This window comes from Sphaerospermopsis sp. FACHB-1194 (assembly GCF_014696235.1).
Classification (GTDB): Bacteria; Cyanobacteriota; Cyanobacteriia; order Cyanobacteriales; family Nostocaceae; genus Sphaerospermopsis; species Sphaerospermopsis kisseleviana.
In genome coordinates this window covers 13,081-32,551 of record NZ_JACJPU010000038.1, presented here as the reverse complement: position 1 = coordinate 32,551, position 19,471 = coordinate 13,081, and the positions used below count along the sequence as shown (strand labels likewise).

Here is a 19,471-nt window from a genome sequence, read left to right as displayed (position 1 = left end):
TTCATTAAATTGATCACTTGACTTCTTGTTACTAGCTTACTGTAAGCTTACTGAAGTCAGCAACTAATATAAAACACAAAATTCTGTATACAACATTCTGTGAATATCCTGCTATCTATGAGTAACAGCACATTTTCTAGACTTGCTCCCTTTATCCAAGAATATATTTATCTTCACAATTGGACAGAATTAAGACCAGTACAAATTGCGGCTTGTGAAGTTATATTTCAAACTGATGCTCATTTGCTGGTTGCTGCTGCCACTGCTGCGGGAAAAACAGAAGCGGCGTTTTTACCTATTTTAACTTTACTACAGGAAAAACCATCTACTACTATAGGTGTATTGTATATTAGTCCTATCAAAGCTTTAATTAATGACCAATTCCAACGCCTCAATGACTTATTAAAAACCGCAGATATTCCTGTATATTCTTGGCATGGTGATGTATCTCAAAGTCGCAAAAACAAACTTTTAAAAAATCCCCAAGGCATTCTGCAAATTACACCGGAATCTTTAGAAAGTTTATTAATCAATAAACATCAGGAATTAAGCAGATTATTTGCTGATTTACGTTTTATTATTATTGATGAAATTCACGCATTTATGGGTTCAGAAAGAGGTTGTCAAATTCTTTGTCAATTACAAAGATTAGCCAAATTTACCAAAATTAAACCTAGACGCATTGGTTTATCCGCAACTCTTGGTGATTATTCAGTAGCGGAACAATGGTTAATTTCAGGAACAGATAAACCAGTAATTACTCCAAATGTTGAAGCAGGAAAGCGACAAATAAAACTAGCTTTAGAACATTTTTTTATTAATGAAGATATTGATGAATCTGATTATGAAAAATATATTTTTAACCTTACCAAATCTCGTAAATGTTTAATTTTTGCTAATAACCGGAATCAAACAGAATCTGTTATTTCTTCTTTGCGGAACATAGCACAAACCGCAGGGTTTCCAGATATATATCATGTCCATCATGGTAGTATTTCTGCCAGCTTACGACAAACTGCGGAAAATGCTATGCGAGAAGCTAATACTCCTGCGGTGACAGCAGCAACTTTAACTTTAGAATTAGGGATAGATATCGGTTATTTAGAAAGAGTTATTCAATTAGAATCACCTTTATCTGTTGCAAGTTTTTTACAAAGATTGGGACGCAGTGGGAGAAGGGGAGAAACTGCGGATATGCGTTTTATTTGTGCAGAAGAAAAACCATTATCAGAAGCTTTTTTACCAGATCAAATTCCCTGGCAACTTTTACAGTGTATCGCTATTATTCAACTTTATTTAGAAGAACGTTGGATAGAACCAATTACACCAATTAAATATCCTTTTAGTTTACTTTATCATCAAACTATGAGTATTTTAGCAGCAACGGGAGCAATTTCACCTGCTGCTTTAGCTCAACAAATTTTGAATTTATCACCTTTTGCTAATATTTCCCAAGATAATTATAAAACCTTACTTCGTTATTTAATTGATATTAATCACATTCAAAAAACGGAAACTGGTAAATTAATTATTGGTTTAGCAGGGGAAAAAGTAGTTAATAAATTTCAGTTTTATGCTGTGTTTGCTGACTATCAAGAATATACTGTGAAACAAGAGACAACAGAAATAGGTAGTATTGCTACACCTCCTGCTGTGGGTAATCAATTTGGGTTAGCTGGTAAGAGTTGGGAAGTGTTAGAAGTTGATTTTAAAAAGCAGGTGATTTTGGTTAAACAAGTTGAAGGTAAGGCTAATGGTAAAGATAATATCTATTGGCGTGGTGGAAGTGGGAATATTCATGGGAGAATTTTACAAAGAATGCGTCAGGTTTTGTTAGAAGATACAGAATATAGTTATTTACAAAAAAATGCTCAATTGCGTTTGCAGGAAGTGAGGAAATTAACGCGCAAGGTGGGATTAGATAAACAGAATATTATACAATTAGAAAAAAATAAATGCTGCATCTTTCCTTGGATGGGTACGGTAGGTTATCGAACTTTAGAAAGATTATTAAATTGTTTTTGTCGAGAATCTTTAGAGATTAGTAGTATTGGTGGGATAAATCCTTATTATTTGACTTTGAAAGTGGGTAAGGATAAGTTTTCTGCTGTTTATTCAGAAATAGTTGGTTTATGTGAGCAAAGAATTACAGCAGAACATTTAGTGAGTCATGCAGAAGCACCGAAATTACAAAAATATGATCAGTTTATTCCTGATGAGTTGTTGCGTAAAGCCTTTGTTAAGGATTATTTGGATATAGAGGAGATGAGGAAAGAGGTTTTAAAATGGTGATTTTGGATCAGCAAAAATTGAATCATTTAAGTTGTATATTTAGGGCGGGCAAGACTTGTACTCAGCGGTTAGTGAGCTTGTACTGAGCGTAGTCGAAGTAAGTCGAAGTGCGGAGTCGAACTATGTCGAACCATGCCCAAACCACAAAATTTTGATAAAATTCTGATATGTAACATAAATTTGTTTTAACTCAGTCTATTTTGAAATGATGTATTCAAATAATTCCACATCTACAGAAAAAACTGCTGTTGTGATTGGGGGAAGCATCGCCGGAATGTTGGCGGCTCAGGTGCTGACTTGGTATTTTGACCGTGTAATAATTGTAGAAAAGGACTTGCTAGGGTCAACTGCACAACCAGAAAAACGCCCTGGTGTTCCCCAATCTTTTCATGTTCATGCCCTACTGATACGGGGGCAACAGATTTTAGAACAATTGTTTCCTGGTATACTTGCTGAATTAGCAGAGTCAGGTACACCTTTTGTAAATTGGACAGCAGATGTTCCTTGGTTGGGTTCTAGCGGATGGTGTCCCCGTTTTCACTCTCATTTAGCTACCCACACCTGTAGCCGGAATTTGCTAGAGTGGATTATCCGCCAGCGTTTGGTGGCAAATGATCGTGTGAAATTGAGGTTAGGTACACAGGTAACTAGCTTTTTATCAAACGCGGACAAAACTCAGGTTACTGGTGTACGGATACGCACTGGTAATGAACCGGAAATAGAGATATTTGCGGATTTAGTGGTAGATGCAACTGGACGAACTTCGCGCACACCTCACTGGTTGCAAGAAATGGGCTATGAACCAACCCAGGAAACAATTGTTAATTCTTTTTTAGGCTACGCTAGTCGCTGGTATCAAATTCCATCAGATTTGCAAATAGATTGGCAATCAGTGTATATAACAGCACAACCACCAGGTACTCGTGGGGGTGTGATTTATAAAGTTGAAGGTAATCGGTGGATTGTGACACTGGTGGGTATAGGTCGAGATTATCCACCTACGGATGAGGGTGGTTTTTTGGAATTTGCTCGCAGTTTGCGATCGCCTATTATTTACGAAACCATCAAAAACGCTCAACCAATTTCACCAATTTACGCCTATAAACGCACAGAAAACTGTCTGCGTCATTATGAAAAACTGTCTAGATTCCCAGAAAATTTAGTAGTAGTCGGTGATGCTGTTTGTAGCTTCAATCCTGTTTACGGTCAAGGTATGACTACCGCTGCTTTAGGTGCTGTAACTCTGGATGAATGTTTAAGTAAGCAAGAAAATTTAACTGGTCTATCTCGACGGTTTCAAAAACAACTTAACAAGGTAATTAGTATACCTTGGATGATTGCTACAGGTGAAGATTTCCGTTGGTCTACCACCGAGGGAGGAAAACCCAGTTTAATCAATAAAATGATGCAAAAATATTTAGAACAAGTGCTGGTTTTACAAAGCAAAAGTGGCGAAGTTCATCAGTTGTTTTTAGAAGTAATCAACATGATCAAACCTCCCAGGGCATTTTTCCATCCCAGAATTTTCATGCAGGTTTTGAAACAGGTTTTAACTTTCCACGTTCAAGGGGAAAATTTGAGTCATGGGGAGAATTTAACCAAATCTCTACCTGCTGTTTTAGAGTAGGTTTTCAGAATTTATCCGCTTTGTTAGGGTTGGCATTAGCTTTTGTGGGATGGGCATACTATGGCTAACGCCACGCTACGCGAACGACAAGCTCAGTACAAGTCTTGCCCGCCCTAATTCTGTAAACTTTACTACTTTTTAAACATCCTCTTAAAAAACTCAGGGATTTGAAAAAAACTAAAGTTATGTTTAAAAAGTTTAAGTAAAAACACGTAAAAACACACAAATTTTGTAAAATTTTCCAAAAGTTATCTTATTCCTACAAACAACCCGAAAGTTTTCAGTTAACTTATAAATAACACTATTCAAAATCATCAAAATCATTATGCACAGATTATTATCTGGACCGTTGACGACAGAAAAATTAACGGTAAAAATTGCGGGTTTACCTGCATCATTACAAGGTAAAAAACTGGTGCAAATGTCAGATTTTCACTATGATGGTGTACGGTTATCAGATAAAATGTTAAGTCAGGCGATCGCCATCGCTAACCAAGCAAAACCCGACTTAATTTTATTAACCGGCGACTTCATCACCACCAGCACTGCAACCCTTGATCAACTAGCAAAATACCTGAAAAAATTGCAAAGTCGTCATGGTATTTATGCCGTACTAGGAAACCACGATTTATATTATAAAAATTCCCAAACTGAAGTGACAACCACATTAACAAATATAGGTATTCATGTTCTTTGGAATCAAATTTCCTATCCATTAGGAAAAGAATTACCAATTGTAGGACTAGCAGATTTTTACTCAAAAGAATTTAATCCTACACCAGTGATGAACCAACTAGATCCTGATACACCTTGCATAGTTTTATCCCATAACCCAGATACAGCAGAAATATTGCAAAAATGGCGCGTAGATTTGCAATTATCTGGTCATACTCACGGCGGACAAATCGTTATTCCTGGGTTGGGTCCTGTCTTAATGATTCAACATAAAATTCTCAGAATAACACCCAAAATATTACAAAATTTCCTGCCATTTTTCAGAAAAAAACACCCTGTATGTAATCATTGGGAATGGTCACAAGGTTTCCATAAAATAGGCAAAAATCAACTATATATTAATCGCGGTTTAGGTACTTATTTACCAGGACGTTTATTTTGTCCGCCAGAAGTGACTATCATTACTTTACAAAGTAAATAAAAATTGGCAGATCATAAAATATCTATCAGCTTTCAGCAGTCAATGTTTGAGAGGTTAAGCCAAAAATCACTATTTGATAATCTATCAATTTATCAAAAATTATCAAAAATTCTGACTCCTGACTTCTAAATTCTGACATTATTTTATTATAATTTTAAGAATTGTTAACTGTCAAAAATTAAGGTCATGAACGCAGCCGACGATAAAACAATAGTCCGCGAATACTTCAACTCTACAGGTTTTGACCGTTGGAGACGCATCTATGGAGATGGTGAGGTCAACAAAGTACAGCTAGATATCCGTACTGGACATCAACAAACCGTAGATACCGTCATCGGCTGGTTAAAAGATGATAACAATTTATCCCAGTTAACCATCTGCGATGCTGGGTGTGGTGTTGGTAGTCTCAGTATTCCCCTGGCTACTGAAGGTGCTAAAGTTTACGCCAGTGATATTTCCGCCAAAATGGTCTCAGAAGCACAGGATAGGGCTGCATTAGCTTTAAAAAATACAGTTAATCCTGATTTTACAGTACAAGACTTAGAATCGTTAAGTGGCAATTATCACACAGTTATTTGTTTGGATGTGCTGATTCATTACCCCCAAGAAAAAGCAGATGAAATGATTTCTCACCTGTGTTCTTTGGCACAATCACGCATCATGATTAGTTTTGCCCCAAAAACCTTTTTTCTGTCTATCCTCAAAAAAATAGGTACTTTCTTCCCAGGACCAAGTAAAACAACTCGTGCTTATTTACACCGTGAAGCAGATGTAGTGAAAATTCTGGAGAAAAATGGCTTTAAAATACAAAGAAAAGCCATGACTAGAACCCGTTTCTATTTTTCCCGCTTGTTAGAAGCTACAAGGTAAAAATTCCTTGTTTCTCGTTCCCATACTCTGTATGGGAATGAATTTTAGCAGACTCTGGCTGCGATTAAATCAGAGGCAGAGCCTCTTCATCGCATTCCCAGTGAGAGACTGGGAACGAGATAATATTAGTGGAACATAAAAGCAAGTCAGGTTAAAATCGCAAGCAAAGTCTAACTCAGAAGTAAAACTATGAAAACGGCGGAAAAATTGGCTGCTGGTTGGCTGCTTACACTCGGATTCATGTTTTTAACGATATCAGTAACCGCAGGAATTGAAAAACTGACAGCAGAAAAATCAATAAATATACCTACTCAAGATGAGTATGATTGGCAAAATCCCGATTATGAGAATAATGACACTATAGTAGGGGGTATTATTTTTGGTGTTCCTAGTTTGATATTAGGTGGTTGGTTAGCATTAGGACTATATAAGCAAAGCCGACAAAATAAAAAAGCGATTACTCAACAAAATCATGAGCGGTTACAATCCCAATTTTATCAAATATTACAAACAAATAATGGCAGAATTACATTGTTAGGTTTTGCCATGCAGTCACAGTTACCAGCCGCAGAAGCTAAAGAATATTTAGACCAAAAAGCTAAAGAATTTAATGCTAATTTTCAAGTCAATGAAGAAGGAGGGGTATCATATCACTTTGATGTTTAATGTCACTTTGCTCATTTACAGCTAGGTTATAATGACGCATATTTTTTTGACTGTAGGCGCTATTTTCGGTGGTTTATCTGTAGCTGCTGGTGCGTTTGGCGCTCATGCTTTGCGGGAAAAAGTCAGTGAAAGAATGTTGGAAATTTTCGACACTGGCGCACGTTATCAAATGTATCATGCCCTGGCATTGTTGTTAGTGGCTATCCTCATCAGTCGCTTTGAAACTCCACCTACAACTCTGTTAGCTAGTGGCTGGTTATTTATTATTGGTGTGGTGATTTTTTCTGGCAGCTTGTATGCTATCACATTTTCTGGTATAAAATCACTGGGAGCGATCGCACCATTAGGAGGAGTTTCATTAATGGCTGGTTGGGCTGCTTTAGCTATTACTGCTGCAACTATCAAATTTTGATATTTATCAGTTATCAGAGATAATTAGGGTGTAGGGACTATTTATCCTGATACCTGTAAGGGTTTAGAAATTCTAAACCCCTACTGACTCCTAAAATATTGCATTTAAAATATTCCATTATTCATGATTACCTTTGATTGTTTTATTACACTCTTATGTCGCCAACAAAAGAATTAGCAGTTGAATTTAAAAATGTCAGTTTTGAAATTAATCACCGTCTCTTATTATCTAACCTAAATCTTAGCATTTATCAAGGAGAAGCATTAATTTTATTAGGGCGTAGTGGCAGTGGTAAAACTACAACTTTAAAATTAATCAATCATTTACTGACACCCACCCAAGGACAGGTTTTAGTACAATCAAAATCCACTACCCAATGGAATGTAATTAAACTGAGAAGAAAAATAGGTTACGTTATTCAAGAAACAGGTTTATTTCCCCATTTTACCGTAGCTGAAAATGTGGGAATTGTACCATCTTTAGAAAAATGGTCAGCAAATAAAATTCAAACAAGAGTCCATGAAATGTTAGAATTAGTAGGTTTAGAACCTACAAAATTTGCCCAACGTTATCCCCATCAACTATCAGGAGGCCAACGTCAAAGAGTAGGAGTTGCTAGGGCTTTAGCCGCAGATCCACCTATACTATTAATGGATGAACCTTTTGGGGCGTTAGATCCTATTACTCGTTTAGAATTACAACAACAGTTTCAATATTTACAACAACAATTAGGAAAAACCGTGATATTTGTCACCCATGATATTCAAGAAGCTTTCTTTTTAGCCTCCAGAATTGGTTTAATGTATGAAGGAAATTTAGTTGCTTTAGGAACGAGAAGAGAATTTATTAAATCCCAGCATCCTGAAGCACAGGCTTTTTTATCTTGTTTGAATGCTTTAAAACATTGGGAAGAACTTAATTAAGAAAGGAGTCAGGAGTGGGGAGTAAGGTTGAATTTAAACGCTTTATTAACTCTGAATTAATACTTTAGATACATCAATTAAAAATATATAACAATCAAAAATCATGTTTTTATTTAAATATGCTTCAGAAATTATCCTCCGCAGTGGCGAACATTTAATATTAGTAGCTATAGCCATGATAGTGGCCATTTCTATTGGTATTCCTTTGGGTATTTTTATTACCCGTAAACCAAAACTTGCACCTCCCATTTTGGGTTTAGCAAACGCTATCCAAACTATTCCCAGTTTAGCCATATTTGGTTTTTTAATTTCCGTTCCCTTTTTAGGAGGAATCGGTAAAAATCCGGCTGTTGTTGCCTTAACTCTTTACGCCTTATTACCGATAATTCGTAATACTTATATTGGTATTAATGGCATTGATCCCGCCATTAAAGAAGCGGGCATAGGTATAGGAATGACAGATAGAGAATTATTATTTCAAGTAGAAATTCCTTTAGCTTTAGGAGTTATTTTAGCAGGTGTAAGAGTTGCTACTGTTATATCTGTAGGAATTGCCACTATTGCTGCTGCTATTGGTGGTGGTGGTTTGGGAATCTTTATTTTTAGGGGTATTTCTACAGTTAATAATGAATTGATTTTAGCAGGTGCAATACCCGCAGCTTTAATTGCTTTAGGTGCAGATTTTGGATTAGGTTTTTTAGAAAAAACCTTCACTAAGCAACAAGGAAGTAAACCAAAAATAGCTGTGATTTTAGGAATAATTGTCTTTATTATATCTGGATTATTTGTATTTAACTCTCAGCAAACATCAGCGACAATCACTATTGGTTCAAAAAACTTTACTGAACAAGTAATTTTAGGTGAAATATTAGCACAAACAATAGAAAACAATACTAATTTAAAAGTAGATAGAAAGTTTAATTTAGGTGGTACATTTATTGCCCATGAAGCAGTAAAAGCTGGAAAAATAGCGGGTTATGTAGAATATACAGGTACTGCGTTTACCGCAGTTTTAAAAGAAAAAACCATTACAGATCCGCAAGTTGTTTATGAAAGAACTAAAAAAGCATATCAAGAAAAATATAATTTAACCGTCATGCAACCTTTAGGTTTTGAAAATACCTATGCGATGCTTATTCGTGCTGAAGATGCAAAAAAATGGCAAGTTAAAAACCTGTCAGAAATTGCTAAATATACTCCCCAAATGCAAGCAGGTTTTGGTTATGAATTTTTAGAACGTGCTGACGGTTATCCTGGTTTATCTAAAACTTATGGTTTAAAATTTGCTAATATTAAACAAATGGAATTAGGTTTAATGTATCAAGCTTTAAAGGAAAAACAAGTTGATTTCATAGCCGCAAATTCTACAGATGGTTTAATTCCAGTTTTAAATTTAGTGATTTTAGCAGATGATAAAAAATACTTTCCACCTTATGAAGCTGTACCTGTTTTCAATCAAGAAATTCTTGAAAAATATCCAGAGTTAGTAGAAACTATTAATAAATTAGCGGGTAAAATTTCTACAGCAGAAATACAGCAGATGAATTATCAAGTTGATAATCAATCTCAACCTGTGGAAGAGGTGGTAAAGGAGTGGTTAAAATCTAAAAAAATATGAGAAATAATGAGAAATAATATGAATTTTGTGTTACCATTATCAGTAAGTGTTTGAAACAAGATAGCAGAGTATGAATATTACTATACCTGATGAAATTCTTGAATCTGCTCAAATCTCAACGGATGATATTAAAGTTGAACTAGCAATTTTATTATATCAACAAAAAAGAATTAGCATAGGTCAAGCTCGCCATTTAGCAGGAATGCACTTAATTCAATTTCAAAAAGAAATGGCAAGTCGGGGAATTTGCATTAATTATGGTGTTGAAGATTTTGAGGATGATATCAGAACATTGAAAGAATTAGGTGAATTATGATTGTTGTCAGCAATACTTCACCTATTACCAACCTAGCAGCTATTCAGAGAATAGATATATTGGAAAAAATCTATGATACTATTATTATCCCTCAAGCTGTTTATGACGAAATGTCAAATTTAAGTTATGAAGTTCCAGGAACAAAGGAAGTTAAAACCCTAGCATGGATTCAAGTTCAACCCGTGAGCAATTCTACATTAGTTGCAGAATTAAAAACAGAAATTGATCCTGGTGAAGCTGAGGCAATAGCATTAGCGATGGAAATAAAAGCTGATAGAATAATTATAGATGACTATAAGGGTAGAGTTGTAGCTTCTCGTTTAGGATTAAAAGTCACAGGAATTTTAGGAGTTCTCTTAATCGTTAAACACAGGGGATTAATTAACAATATTAAACCCATAGTGGATGATTTAATAAATATAGCAGGATTTAGAATTAGTCCCAAACTCTACAATCATATTTTAACAACTGCTAGTGAATATTAATACATTCTTCATAGAAAAATACCCTCTTTTTTGACATTATAATTAAAGGGAGTATTTTCCTTTTCAAATTTTGCAGAAGATATAAAATGACGGGAAATAACCACATCATGATTTAGGCAAATTTCAGATATTATCTGACTGGTTCTATCAATTTCGTGATAGGGGTTAATTTCTGATTTGAGAACTATCAAAATATCAATATCAGAAAATTCTTTAGCTTCTTCTCTCGCTTGAGAACCATATAGTATTATCGCTGATAATTGATCTTGATAAAGATTTTGCAAAGCTCATTTAACTTCTTGCAATATCAGATTAAGCTGTGATTTGTTCATGACTGAAATCATCCCTTATAGTTATATGCTTAAAACTGAACTCGCAATTTTATTATATCAACAAAAAAGAATTAGCATAGTCCAATATCGTCAATTACAACTGTTCCTTGATTTTCTCAAATATCCAATCAGGAATAGCGTGTTCTGTGCTATAAACCGAATTATATTTCTGTTCTATTTCCTGCCAATTAATGCCCGAATTTGATAAAATTTCTTCAGTGAACATATCCAAAGCTTTACCTGTTAAACCTCTTTCTACACATCTTTTCATATACAACCGACTTTCTTCAATTTCTCCGATACATTCAAATGGTGTATGTTCACTTAAACCTACCATTTCTCGGAAAGTAGGAAGTAAGTCTAAATCATCAAATAAGTTGTTTTTGAAAACTTGATTAACTATACATACATTTGTACAAATAAATCTAATACCGCAGGTTCAAGATATTCGGCAATAGTTCATGAATTTTCAATTCGTCAATTTTAATAAGTGATATTTTCATAATTAAAGTTATTGTTCAGAAAAGTAGGTTGGGTTGACGTTAGGAAACCCAACATTGATAGATTAATAGGTTTTTGTTGGGTTGCGCTATCGCTTAACCCAACCTACGAAAACTTATTTACCATCCCCAAGTACCAGGTTCGCCTTTAAATGGACCAACAACATCAGCAGTGATCCATCCTCCATAAAAACCACCAGCTTGGGGTTTAACTAATTCGTCATTGACATAACAAGCATCCATTAAACTAGGATAAAAACTAAAGTATTCTTGAATTGATTTAAAGTTAGGAGTTGGTTGAATATAACGCCAAGCTGCATTATTTACATATTTATCTCCTACAGAAATATCATAATATTCACATATACCTTTCCATTCACATATCGTTTTTCTAGCTGTAGCTATTAAATATTCTGTTTTAATATCTTCAGCAGGAATATAATAACCAGGAGGATGACTGGTTTCTAAAACTCTTTTCGCTTTATTTGTGTCTGCTAAAACAATACCATTAAAAATTACTTTGATATGTTTATTGCTGTCTTGTAAAATTGCTGGACGAGGGTAGTCCCAAACTGATTCTTGTCCTGGTTGTGGGGGAATGGGATTTGGTTTCATGGTTAGTTAAAATCTCAATTCAGGTAATTTATTATCATTCCTACCAAAATGATAACATTAATCTTGGGTTTAGCAGTGCTAAACCCTGGCAAAATTATTAAATCTAAGATTGATTATTCAACCTGACACAAAATCAATCCAAACCATCCCTTTTCATCTGTCCAAGTTTTGATAGTTTTTAATCCTTTGCTTTCTAGTTGTTGTGACATCTTTGTTAAATTAAACTTGCAAGAAATTTCTGTAAGTATGCTTTCTCCTCCTTCAAAAAATACTTTTAAATCTAATGCTTCCAAAGTAACCCAATGGCTTTTTTGACAATGTAGATACATTTCAATTTGATTTTCTACCTCATTGTAAATTGCTTGGTGTTTAAACAAACTAATATCAAAATCACCTTGAAAACGCCAATTTAAATGAGAAAGCATATTCAAATTAAAAGCAGCAGTCACACCTTGACTATCGTTATAAGCAGCTTCTAAAATATCCTTGGGTTTTTGTAAATCAATTCCAAGTAAAAAGTAGTCACCTGTTTGTAAGGTTTTGGAAATTTGATTTAAAAAACCATCGCATTCTTCTGAGTTAAAATTCCCTAGTGAACTTCCCAGAAAGAACAACATCCGTGACTGTAAATAATTGCTTTCTAAATGCACCAAAGCTTGATCATAAGTTCCTAATAAACCGTGAATTGCAATATCAGGGTATTTCTCTTGTAACTGTAAAACACTGGTTTTGAGAATACCCCCACTGACATCAATAGGAAGATAACGACAATTATCAGCTATTTTTTGATAAGCGTCTAATAAAAGTTGAGTTTTTGTAGAACTCCCACTTCCTAACTCTATCAACTCACAACAATTTGTAATTGCCGCAATTTCATCAGCATATTGTTGTAAAATAGCTGCTTCTGTACGAGTAGGATAATATTCAGGTAAATCACAAATTTCTTCAAACAACAAAGAACCACGATCATCATAAAAGTATTTTGGTGATAAAGTTTTATGTTTTTTACTTAATCCCTCAATCACATCTTTACCATCAATAGCTAACTCTTGATAATGATGATCTAAAACGGTTAAAATTTGTGGGTTTAATCTTTCTGCAATCATAGTAAATATCCTGGGAATTAACTGTTTACAATTTTGGTTTTCAGAAATTTAAAACTGTCACCTGTCACCTGTCACCTGTCAACTAATTCAAACTTTCAGCAATTCTAAAACCAACGTGCTGATAGAAAAAAGGACGAAACCAATTTCGATAACATGGTAAAGCCATAGTACCATTAGTTGCCCAAGAACCACCTAACATCATTTGATGTCTATTATCAAAAAATGGTGCAGATTGATCTTCATAAAGATAATGGGTTTGAAATCCTGGTAAGGGGTAAAATGTACTAGATAACCATTCCCAAACGTTACCACGTAGATCAGAAATTCCTGATTTCTTATTTTTGGAAAACATTCCTACTGGTGAAGGTGAAACATATTGTAAATTGAGATTATAGTCACTTTCTAAACCCTCACCCTCGGAAAATTGTAAAGCTTGATTCCATTCTGCTTCTGTCATTAAACGAGTACCTTCACCTTTCCATTGACAGTAAGCCATTGCTTCATAATAATTGACTTCTACAGGCCAGTCTAATGGTAAATCTATTTCATCAAATGTGGTACGATAGCGGTATTTACCATTATTGTTGTCCATAAAATCTGGTATCCAAAATTTTGGATGTTGCACATTATAGAGTTTCTTCCAATCCCTAGCTTCCAGCATCCAATATTCTAAATTATCATAACCACCAGCTTGAACAAATTCTAAAAATTCCCCATTTGTGATTAAATTTTGACTGGCTAAAAACGGTTCAACTCCAATTTCTAAACTACCATATTCACTGTCCCAAGCGAAAGTTAAATCATTTGCTTTTTTACCTAATTTTACCACGCCACCGGGAATTTCGATCATTTTATTTTCAGGAATTTTCCCATTTGTCGGCGCATAATTCCAACCTTGGGGGCGTTTTAATTGATCAACAGGTAATTGACGCAGTAACATGGATGAAGTTTCAAAATGGATACGACTGTGTTCAATTGCCATTAATAAAGCCCATAAAGGATGTTGTTGATCAATGGGCAGATTTAAAGGGGTATTTTTGATAATGTTTGTAATTGCGGTTTTGGCTTTTTCTCGATATTGCCAAACTTGATCTATATCAGGCCAAACTATATCTTTTGTTGCTGCTTCTAGTTCATCTGGTGTTTCTGGATCAACACCAATTTCAAACAAAATTTCAAATTGGGGATGAATGCGATTTTCTAATAAACCAACCCGAATTAATTTGTTGATGTAAAAAACTGCGGAATGTCCCAGATAAAAGATTAATTTGTTTCTTAAAGGATCAGGACTGCGGTAAAATGTATCTGTGCTATTTATGCTTTTGAGTAGGGTTGCTTCTAGTTCCCAAGAATTTTCAAAATAGTTAAGTAGGTTTTGGGTACTACAATGATCTAGCTTGGGTATTTGATTAGATGCTAAGTTATTCAGCCTGGGAATTGTTTGCATTGTATTATCTTGAGTTCTACCAATGTGCGAAAATGTGCGATGCACAACTTTTTATTATCCTTATTTTTAAATACCGCACATCGGTACACTTTTTTCAGTGTTAACCAAAATTTAACTTTTTTGACATTTTTGCTGAAGAAAAGTTAAAATATCTTGTTTTGCGTAACATTTTATAGTTAAGTTTTCCCAATAACTACTAGTATATATACCTATTTGCCAAATTTTGTGCCAAATTTTGTATTAATTACAAGAATATCAAAAATATCTTGTTTCATTGACTCTACTTTTATCTATTAATAATCAGGTGGGAATTACCCACCAAGAAAAATCTAAATTCTTTTTCTACGTCTAGTTTCTGGTGTATTAATTGGTAAAGGCAAAACCTCAGCTTCACTGCTTTCTCTAGCAACACGAATTAATAATCCAGAAGCCACCAAACTAGCAATCATAGAATTACCACCATAACTAAACATTGGCAATGGTAAACCCGTTGTTGGTATCGCCCCCGTAGCCACACCAATATGTAATAATGATTGTCCAATCATCACCACAGTAATACCTATTGCCACCAGCCGATGGATAGAACTTTTTGCTTTCATGGCTACAATTAATCCTAAGGTAGCGAAGACAGCTAAAAGTAACAAAAATAGCATACTACCCACAAAACCAAATTCTTCAGCAAAGATGGCAAAGATAAAATCAGTATCTTGAATGGGGAGATAAAAAAGCTTTTGTTGAGAAAGTCCAAAACCCACACCCCAAGTTTTCCCTGTACCTACTGCTAATAAACTTTGTACCAACTGATAACCATCTCCGGTAGGATCAGCCCAAGGGTTGATGAAAGACATCACCCTTCGGCGTTGATATTCTTTGATAGTAATACTTAATAGGGCTAATAAAAATCCACCAATAGCTGTTCCTCCTAAGTATTTGTATGGTATTCCACCAGCTAGGGCAATTAACCAAACTGTGATGCCACAAAGTGCAGTTGTACTGAGGTTTGGTTGAGCTAAAATACCTAATAGCACCAGACAGAACACACCTAACCAGGAAAAACGAATTTCCCACGTTAATCTTTCCCAATGGCCAAACAGCTTCGCACCTTGCAATACTAAAAACGGTTTAATCAATTCTGATGGTTGCAGGGGAATAGGACCGATCGCTATCCATCGTGCTGCGTCAAATGCTTTTTTTCCCACTCCGGGAATAAGAGTGACGAAAATTAACAACAAAAACAGGAATAAAAACCAATGAGACACTGCCAAAATTTTCCGTAAAGGCAGATTCACAATAACGTTAAATAGTATTAGTGAGACTAATACCCAAATTATTTGACGCTTAAAATAATACATTCCATCATCCTGACGTACATCAGCTACGGGATAGGATGCAGAAAAAAGTACAACTAAACCAACAAACAGCCACAGAAAGGTTAACCAGCGCAATAAACGCGCTTCCAAAGCCCAACTGGCAACGGAATTATCAAAAATAGGGATGAATTGGCGTAAATTCACAAGTTACAGGAATAGCAACATAAGCTATTGTAGGTTTTAAGGTTTCATTTAGTCTAAAATAATTAGGACTTACGCAGGATTGAACTCAACAGAGGGGTGTAGATTTACAAAGATTCATTTGCAAATTGGGTAATGTGTCTAACGTTACAATGTTAGAAATTGCTGCTGCCATTCTTGGTGTGATTGAATGGGAGTTTTGATTGTATCGGCGATCGCTCACAATAGAATGGATAATTGACTATAACAGATGGGATAATTAATAAACCCAGTTGCTTAAAAACTCTACTTGTCCCTGCATATCTTTTGCTGATTTGGTGTTATGAATAAAATTATACTGTAAAATTGTACTGAAGAAATAAATATGTAAGATACAACCGGGAAAAGGTTGTATTCAATACATCGGTTATATCTGTAATCAGTTTTTGACCTAGAAGTAAATACTATAACAGGATAAAGACTAGAATTATTAAAGATTAAAACCCTGATTAATTTAATGAAAGTTGATGGTAGTATTGAACCTGAAGAAAAAGAATATCTCAAGACAATTATTACCAATGCTAATTTAACATCGGCAGAAATTCAGGAAATCAAAAATTTATTATCTGCTCAGAGAATAGAGGTAGATTATTCAATAATAGCTAAATATCCCGATGATGCTTTAGGTTTATTAATTGATTTGATCGCACTTGCAAAGCGTGATGGAGATTTTCACATAACGGAAAAAATGTACATTAAACAAGTGGGAAAATTAATGAGATTTTCTGAGGTAGATATTGCCGAAATGATGTTAGCTTATTAAAGTTAAGACCAAGAATAAATAAATATCTAGAATAAATGCCCAGAAAAATTCGGGAGTTAAAAGCCGAGATTGCACGTAAAGGGTTTGTGTATCTACCAAAGCGTGGGAAAGGCAGTCATGAAAGATGGAAACATCCTTTACTGAGGAAAACATTAACAATTCCAGGTAAAGATGGAGATGATGTTCCACTTTATCTAGAAAAGCAATTAGCAAAATTATTAACTGAACTGGAAGAATTAGGAGAGGAGCAAAATTAATGAGTCAATACAGTATGATTATTCAATGGTCAGAGGAAGACCAACTTTTCCTAGTTACAATTCCCGAATTTAGTCATCTTGTAATCATGCCTTGTACTCACGGAAAAACTCGTGAAGAAGCAATTAAAAATGGAGAAGAAGTAATTGAAATGTACCTAGAAGCTTGGGAAGCAGAAGGTGAATCTATCCCTGAACCCAACATATTGCAAATTGCATCTTAATTACCAAATACCCAAACGTTTACGCGCTTCCTCTAAAGATACTCGTTTATCAGATTGAGAACGTCGGGCTAAAAAGTCCATAAATTCCTGATTTTCTTGCAGTGCTTGAACTTCAGCAGCAAAATCATCAACCACACACAAAACAAACTCCCATCAGCTTTCTTAATAATTACAGTATCATTTTCCGCTAATTCTAATAATTCGGATATTGTTAATGTAGCTTGGGAAAGCTCAATAGTTCTCATAAATTTTCATCCTGTTCATCCTTTAATCCTGGACATCCTGATATGGCTACGCTACGCTATCAGACATCCCTATTCCCTGCTATCAATAAAAAAAAGAGGTCATCACTGACCCCTAAAAAATCTACCAAAATAATCTCTGATGTATGTATAGAAATTACGCCAAACCAGTATTTGTACCTTGCTTACCAGTTGCTAATTCCACTTTAACAATCTTACCGCCCATTTTTTGAATCCGTTGTTGTTCACGGAACCAGTTTTCATAAGGAACTAACTTAGTGAAGTAAGTATTTTGTAATTCGCGTTGGGTGCGAGTGCGAGTTAAGCTAGGAACACAAGCAGTTACTTTAAATAAACGAGCCATTTTTTTCTAAACTCCGTGTTTGTTTGGAAAAACTTTTTTATCTCAAAAATCTTGAGTACAAATCTTTAATTTATCTGTAAGGATTTAAATGATTTAGCCGTCAGTTGTCACATATCAATCTACCAAGCCAAAATAAATAAATAAATATTAATTATTCTGACTCCTGACTCCTGACTCCTTACTCCTTACATTTCAAAGCCTGGAAATCAAACATCAACACTAGACCGCTAATACTCATGTTTAGTAAGCAATAGAACGACCTAGAACTCATGGTTGATTTCCAGACCTTAATCAAGCCGCACCTAAATTATAAGTGCAAACTTACTCCTAGCTCAAGCCAGAGGAGATATAGTCGAAGTAAACGCCCATTTCTTTACCAGCGTCAGGACCAACCAAGCTTGCAGTTACTTCTTTCATAGCTTGGATAGCTTGAACGGTAGCGCCTACGGGTACACCCAAGGAGTTGTAGGTTTCTTTCAAGCCGTTTAATACACGCTCGTCGAGGATGGAAGGATCTCCAGCCAACATAGCGTAGGTAGAATAACGCAAGTAGTAATCCAAGTCACGGATACAAGCTGCGTAACGACGAGTGGTGTACATATTACCACCGGGACGGGTGATATCAGAGTACAACAAGGATTTAGCTACAGCTTCTTTAACGATCGCAGCAGCGTTAGCACTGATGGTTGTAGCTGCACGAACGCGCAGTTCACCAGTAGCGAAGTAACCTTTGAGCTTTTCTAAAGCAGCGGTATCAAGGTATTTACCTTGAACGTCAGAGGAATTAATTACAGAGGTAATTGCGTCTTGCATTGTTGTTATTTCCTTATTTCCAGATTGATTGCAACAGTTTTCAGTTTCAGCAGTTAATTAGCTGTAACCTATGACATTGCACCAACAACGTAGTCGAAGTAAGCGCCAGCTTCAGATGCGTCTTCAGCAGACAACAAGGTAGAAGCAACAGCTTTCATAGCAGCAACGCCACCAGCAACAGCGTCAATGGGAGTACCCAAGGACTTGTACATTTCACGTACACCAACGATACCGATTTCTTCGATGGGGGTGACATCGCCAGAAACGATTCCGTAGGTTACAAGACGCAAGTAGTAGTCTAAGTCACGAAGACAGGTAGCTGTCATTTCTTTACCGTAAGCGTTACCACCGGGAGAAACAACATCAGGACGCTTTTGGAACAATTGATCGCCAGCTTGCTTAACGATGCGCTCGCGGTTGTCGGTCAATACTTGAGCGATGCGGAGACGTTGTGCGCCACCAGAAACAAAGCTCTTAATGCGATCTAATTCACCAGGGCTGAGGTAGCGAGCTTCTGCATCAGCATTCACGATGGACTTCGTGACGATACTCATTAATGGATTCCTCCAAAACTAATGACACCAGTTTTTAAACTGGTAAGACTTTGATTTGATTGATAACTGTTTTGCATCTTAGTACAAAGTGAGTCACATTTACTCAACAAAAGTACATAAGTTGAAAAACTTAATTATCCTTCCGCAAAATATTCTCCGGCATTATGTTGAGCATTTATTACTGCTCTTAATACTTTGTAATATTTTCTTTCAGAAATGGGAATAGGAGTCAGGAGTCAGGAGTCAGGAGTCAGGAGTCAGGAGTCAGAAGTCAGGAGTCAGAAGTCAGGAGTCAGGAGTCAGGAGTCAGAAGTCAGAAGTTAATATTCTCCCCCTGCTTCC

23 protein-coding genes are annotated in these 19,471 nt (G+C 35.5%); 13 read left to right on the top strand and 10 right to left on the bottom strand.

From position 1 onward, the window contains the following. Positions 1 to 117 precede the first annotated feature (117 nt). From H6F45_RS19320 to H6F45_RS19275, 10 genes are all read left to right on the top strand, one after another. Complete coding sequence (locus H6F45_RS19320; protein WP_190348113.1) at positions 118 to 2,292, top strand: DEAD/DEAH box helicase; 2,175 nt, start codon at positions 118 to 120, stop codon at positions 2,290 to 2,292. Between the two features lie 205 nt (positions 2,293 to 2,497). Continuing rightward, on the top strand, positions 2,498 to 3,919 hold the full coding sequence (locus tag H6F45_RS19315) for an FAD-dependent monooxygenase (RefSeq protein ID WP_190348112.1): 1,422 nt from the start codon (positions 2,498 to 2,500) through the stop codon (positions 3,917 to 3,919). A 325-nt stretch (positions 3,920 to 4,244) separates the two neighbouring features. After that, complete coding sequence (locus H6F45_RS19310; RefSeq protein WP_096567377.1) at positions 4,245 to 5,075, top strand: metallophosphoesterase; 831 nt, start codon at positions 4,245 to 4,247, stop codon at positions 5,073 to 5,075. Positions 5,076 to 5,261: 186 nt separating this feature from the next. Then, a complete protein-coding gene (bchM, locus tag H6F45_RS19305) occupies positions 5,262 to 5,945 on the top strand; it encodes a magnesium protoporphyrin IX methyltransferase (RefSeq protein WP_096567375.1) in 684 nt (227 codons plus the stop codon). A 189-nt stretch (positions 5,946 to 6,134) separates the two neighbouring features. Beyond that, the gene (locus tag H6F45_RS19300; protein WP_096567373.1) at positions 6,135 to 6,611 is read left to right on the top strand and encodes a hypothetical protein; all 477 of its coding nucleotides are present in this window, start codon (positions 6,135 to 6,137) and stop codon (positions 6,609 to 6,611) included. Between the two features lie 31 nt (positions 6,612 to 6,642). Next, entirely contained in the window at positions 6,643 to 7,023 is a 381-nt protein-coding gene (locus tag H6F45_RS19295) for a DUF423 domain-containing protein (protein WP_137666762.1), read from the top strand. A gap of 155 nt (positions 7,024 to 7,178) precedes the next feature. Beyond that, entirely contained in the window at positions 7,179 to 7,946 is a 768-nt protein-coding gene (locus tag H6F45_RS19290; RefSeq protein WP_137666763.1) for an ATP-binding cassette domain-containing protein, read from the top strand. 103 nt (positions 7,947 to 8,049) lie between these two features. After that, entirely contained in the window at positions 8,050 to 9,564 is a 1,515-nt protein-coding gene (locus H6F45_RS19285) for a glycine betaine ABC transporter substrate-binding protein (RefSeq protein ID WP_190348111.1), read from the top strand. Positions 9,565 to 9,634: 70 nt separating this feature from the next. Continuing rightward, complete coding sequence (locus H6F45_RS19280; protein ID WP_137666765.1) at positions 9,635 to 9,880, top strand: UPF0175 family protein; 246 nt, start codon at positions 9,635 to 9,637, stop codon at positions 9,878 to 9,880. Further along, a complete protein-coding gene (locus H6F45_RS19275; protein WP_187040362.1) occupies positions 9,877 to 10,365 on the top strand; it encodes a DUF3368 domain-containing protein in 489 nt (162 codons plus the stop codon). Before H6F45_RS19280 ends, H6F45_RS19275 begins: the two co-directional genes overlap by 4 nt. 8 nt (positions 10,366 to 10,373) lie before the next feature. On the opposite strand, the gene H6F45_RS19270 is transcribed toward H6F45_RS19275, so the two are convergent. From H6F45_RS19270 to H6F45_RS19245, 6 genes are all read right to left on the bottom strand, one after another. Continuing rightward, on the bottom strand, positions 10,374 to 10,649 hold the full coding sequence (locus H6F45_RS19270) for a nucleotidyltransferase domain-containing protein (RefSeq protein WP_199291134.1): 276 nt from the start codon (positions 10,647 to 10,649) through the stop codon (positions 10,374 to 10,376). Positions 10,650 to 10,791: 142 nt separating this feature from the next. Next, positions 10,792 to 11,034 (bottom strand): hypothetical protein, encoded by a 243-nt coding sequence (locus tag H6F45_RS19265; RefSeq protein ID WP_228051956.1) that lies wholly within the window; start codon positions 11,032 to 11,034, stop codon positions 10,792 to 10,794. Between the two features lie 283 nt (positions 11,035 to 11,317). Beyond that, complete coding sequence (locus H6F45_RS19260) at positions 11,318 to 11,812, bottom strand: DUF427 domain-containing protein (protein WP_137669097.1); 495 nt, start codon at positions 11,810 to 11,812, stop codon at positions 11,318 to 11,320. A 113-nt stretch (positions 11,813 to 11,925) separates the two neighbouring features. After that, positions 11,926 to 12,918 carry an L-histidine N(alpha)-methyltransferase gene (egtD, locus tag H6F45_RS19255; protein WP_190348110.1) on the bottom strand — a complete coding sequence of 331 codons (993 nt, stop codon included), beginning with the start codon at positions 12,916 to 12,918 and terminating at the stop codon, positions 11,926 to 11,928. Positions 12,919 to 13,000: 82 nt separating this feature from the next. After that, positions 13,001 to 14,365, bottom strand: coding sequence for a 5-histidylcysteine sulfoxide synthase (ovoA, locus tag H6F45_RS19250; protein WP_190348125.1), 1,365 nt, complete (start codon positions 14,363 to 14,365; stop codon positions 13,001 to 13,003). 329 nt (positions 14,366 to 14,694) lie between these two features. Continuing rightward, positions 14,695 to 15,879 (bottom strand): FtsW/RodA/SpoVE family cell cycle protein, encoded by a 1,185-nt coding sequence (locus tag H6F45_RS19245; RefSeq protein ID WP_190348109.1) that lies wholly within the window; start codon positions 15,877 to 15,879, stop codon positions 14,695 to 14,697. Positions 15,880 to 16,351: 472 nt separating this feature from the next. Here H6F45_RS19245 and H6F45_RS19240 point away from each other — a divergent pair, with 472 nt between their 5' ends. From H6F45_RS19240 to H6F45_RS19230, 3 genes are read left to right on the top strand one after another with little or no spacing between them, the layout of a single operon-like run. After that, complete coding sequence (locus tag H6F45_RS19240) at positions 16,352 to 16,678, top strand: TerB family tellurite resistance protein (RefSeq protein ID WP_334310687.1); 327 nt, start codon at positions 16,352 to 16,354, stop codon at positions 16,676 to 16,678. A gap of 35 nt (positions 16,679 to 16,713) precedes the next feature. Continuing rightward, entirely contained in the window at positions 16,714 to 16,935 is a 222-nt protein-coding gene (locus H6F45_RS19235; RefSeq protein ID WP_096567347.1) for a type II toxin-antitoxin system HicA family toxin, read from the top strand. After that, positions 16,935 to 17,156 carry a type II toxin-antitoxin system HicB family antitoxin gene (locus tag H6F45_RS19230; RefSeq protein WP_096567345.1) on the top strand — a complete coding sequence of 74 codons (222 nt, stop codon included), beginning with the start codon at positions 16,935 to 16,937 and terminating at the stop codon, positions 17,154 to 17,156. The genes H6F45_RS19235 and H6F45_RS19230 overlap by 1 nt, the downstream gene beginning before the upstream one ends. Here the strand turns inward: H6F45_RS19230 and H6F45_RS26250 are convergent, their stop codons facing one another. From H6F45_RS26250 to apcA, 4 genes are all read right to left on the bottom strand, one after another. Beyond that, positions 17,157 to 17,297, bottom strand: coding sequence for a hypothetical protein (locus tag H6F45_RS26250; protein ID WP_199301858.1), 141 nt, complete (start codon positions 17,295 to 17,297; stop codon positions 17,157 to 17,159). A 258-nt stretch (positions 17,298 to 17,555) separates the two neighbouring features. Further along, positions 17,556 to 17,762: a phycobilisome linker polypeptide gene (locus tag H6F45_RS19220; RefSeq protein ID WP_096567343.1), complete on the bottom strand. Its 207-nt coding sequence runs from the start codon at positions 17,760 to 17,762 to the stop codon at positions 17,556 to 17,558. Between the two features lie 327 nt (positions 17,763 to 18,089). Beyond that, on the bottom strand, positions 18,090 to 18,575 hold the full coding sequence (gene apcB, locus H6F45_RS19215; protein ID WP_015213876.1) for an allophycocyanin subunit beta: 486 nt from the start codon (positions 18,573 to 18,575) through the stop codon (positions 18,090 to 18,092). 68 nt (positions 18,576 to 18,643) lie between these two features. Continuing rightward, entirely contained in the window at positions 18,644 to 19,129 is a 486-nt protein-coding gene (apcA, locus tag H6F45_RS19210; protein ID WP_137669508.1) for an allophycocyanin subunit alpha, read from the bottom strand. Positions 19,130 to 19,471: the final 342 nt, after the last annotated feature.

What these genes read in the sequence shown, in the direction of transcription:
- H6F45_RS19280 (WP_137666765.1), top strand. Translation starts at nt 9,635, where the DNA reads ATGAATATTACTATACCTGATGAAATTCTTGAATCTGCTCAAATCTCA.
- H6F45_RS19230 (WP_096567345.1), top strand. Translation starts at nt 16,935, where the DNA reads ATGAGTCAATACAGTATGATTATTCAATGGTCAGAGGAAGACCAACTT.
- H6F45_RS19220 (WP_096567343.1), bottom strand. Translation starts at nt 17,762, where the DNA reads ATGGCTCGTTTATTTAAAGTAACTGCTTGTGTTCCTAGCTTAACTCGC.
- apcB (WP_015213876.1), bottom strand. Translation starts at nt 18,575, where the DNA reads ATGCAAGACGCAATTACCTCTGTAATTAATTCCTCTGACGTTCAAGGT.
- H6F45_RS19315 (WP_190348112.1), top strand. Translation starts at nt 2,498, where the DNA reads ATGATGTATTCAAATAATTCCACATCTACAGAAAAAACTGCTGTTGTG.
- apcA (WP_137669508.1), bottom strand. Translation starts at nt 19,129, where the DNA reads ATGAGTATCGTCACGAAGTCCATCGTGAATGCTGATGCAGAAGCTCGC.
- H6F45_RS19320 (WP_190348113.1), top strand. Translation starts at nt 118, where the DNA reads ATGAGTAACAGCACATTTTCTAGACTTGCTCCCTTTATCCAAGAATAT.
- H6F45_RS19300 (WP_096567373.1), top strand. Translation starts at nt 6,135, where the DNA reads ATGAAAACGGCGGAAAAATTGGCTGCTGGTTGGCTGCTTACACTCGGA.
- H6F45_RS19310 (WP_096567377.1), top strand. Translation starts at nt 4,245, where the DNA reads ATGCACAGATTATTATCTGGACCGTTGACGACAGAAAAATTAACGGTA.
- egtD (WP_190348110.1), bottom strand. Translation starts at nt 12,918, where the DNA reads ATGATTGCAGAAAGATTAAACCCACAAATTTTAACCGTTTTAGATCAT.
- H6F45_RS19275 (WP_187040362.1), top strand. Translation starts at nt 9,877, where the DNA reads ATGATTGTTGTCAGCAATACTTCACCTATTACCAACCTAGCAGCTATT.
- H6F45_RS19285 (WP_190348111.1), top strand. Translation starts at nt 8,050, where the DNA reads ATGTTTTTATTTAAATATGCTTCAGAAATTATCCTCCGCAGTGGCGAA.
- H6F45_RS19265 (WP_228051956.1), bottom strand. Translation starts at nt 11,034, where the DNA reads ATGGTAGGTTTAAGTGAACATACACCATTTGAATGTATCGGAGAAATT.
- H6F45_RS19290 (WP_137666763.1), top strand. Translation starts at nt 7,179, where the DNA reads ATGTCGCCAACAAAAGAATTAGCAGTTGAATTTAAAAATGTCAGTTTT.
- ovoA (WP_190348125.1), bottom strand. Translation starts at nt 14,365, where the DNA reads ATGCAAACAATTCCCAGGCTGAATAACTTAGCATCTAATCAAATACCC.
- H6F45_RS19235 (WP_096567347.1), top strand. Translation starts at nt 16,714, where the DNA reads ATGCCCAGAAAAATTCGGGAGTTAAAAGCCGAGATTGCACGTAAAGGG.
- H6F45_RS19260 (WP_137669097.1), bottom strand. Translation starts at nt 11,812, where the DNA reads ATGAAACCAAATCCCATTCCCCCACAACCAGGACAAGAATCAGTTTGG.
- H6F45_RS19295 (WP_137666762.1), top strand. Translation starts at nt 6,643, where the DNA reads ATGACGCATATTTTTTTGACTGTAGGCGCTATTTTCGGTGGTTTATCT.
- bchM (WP_096567375.1), top strand. Translation starts at nt 5,262, where the DNA reads ATGAACGCAGCCGACGATAAAACAATAGTCCGCGAATACTTCAACTCT.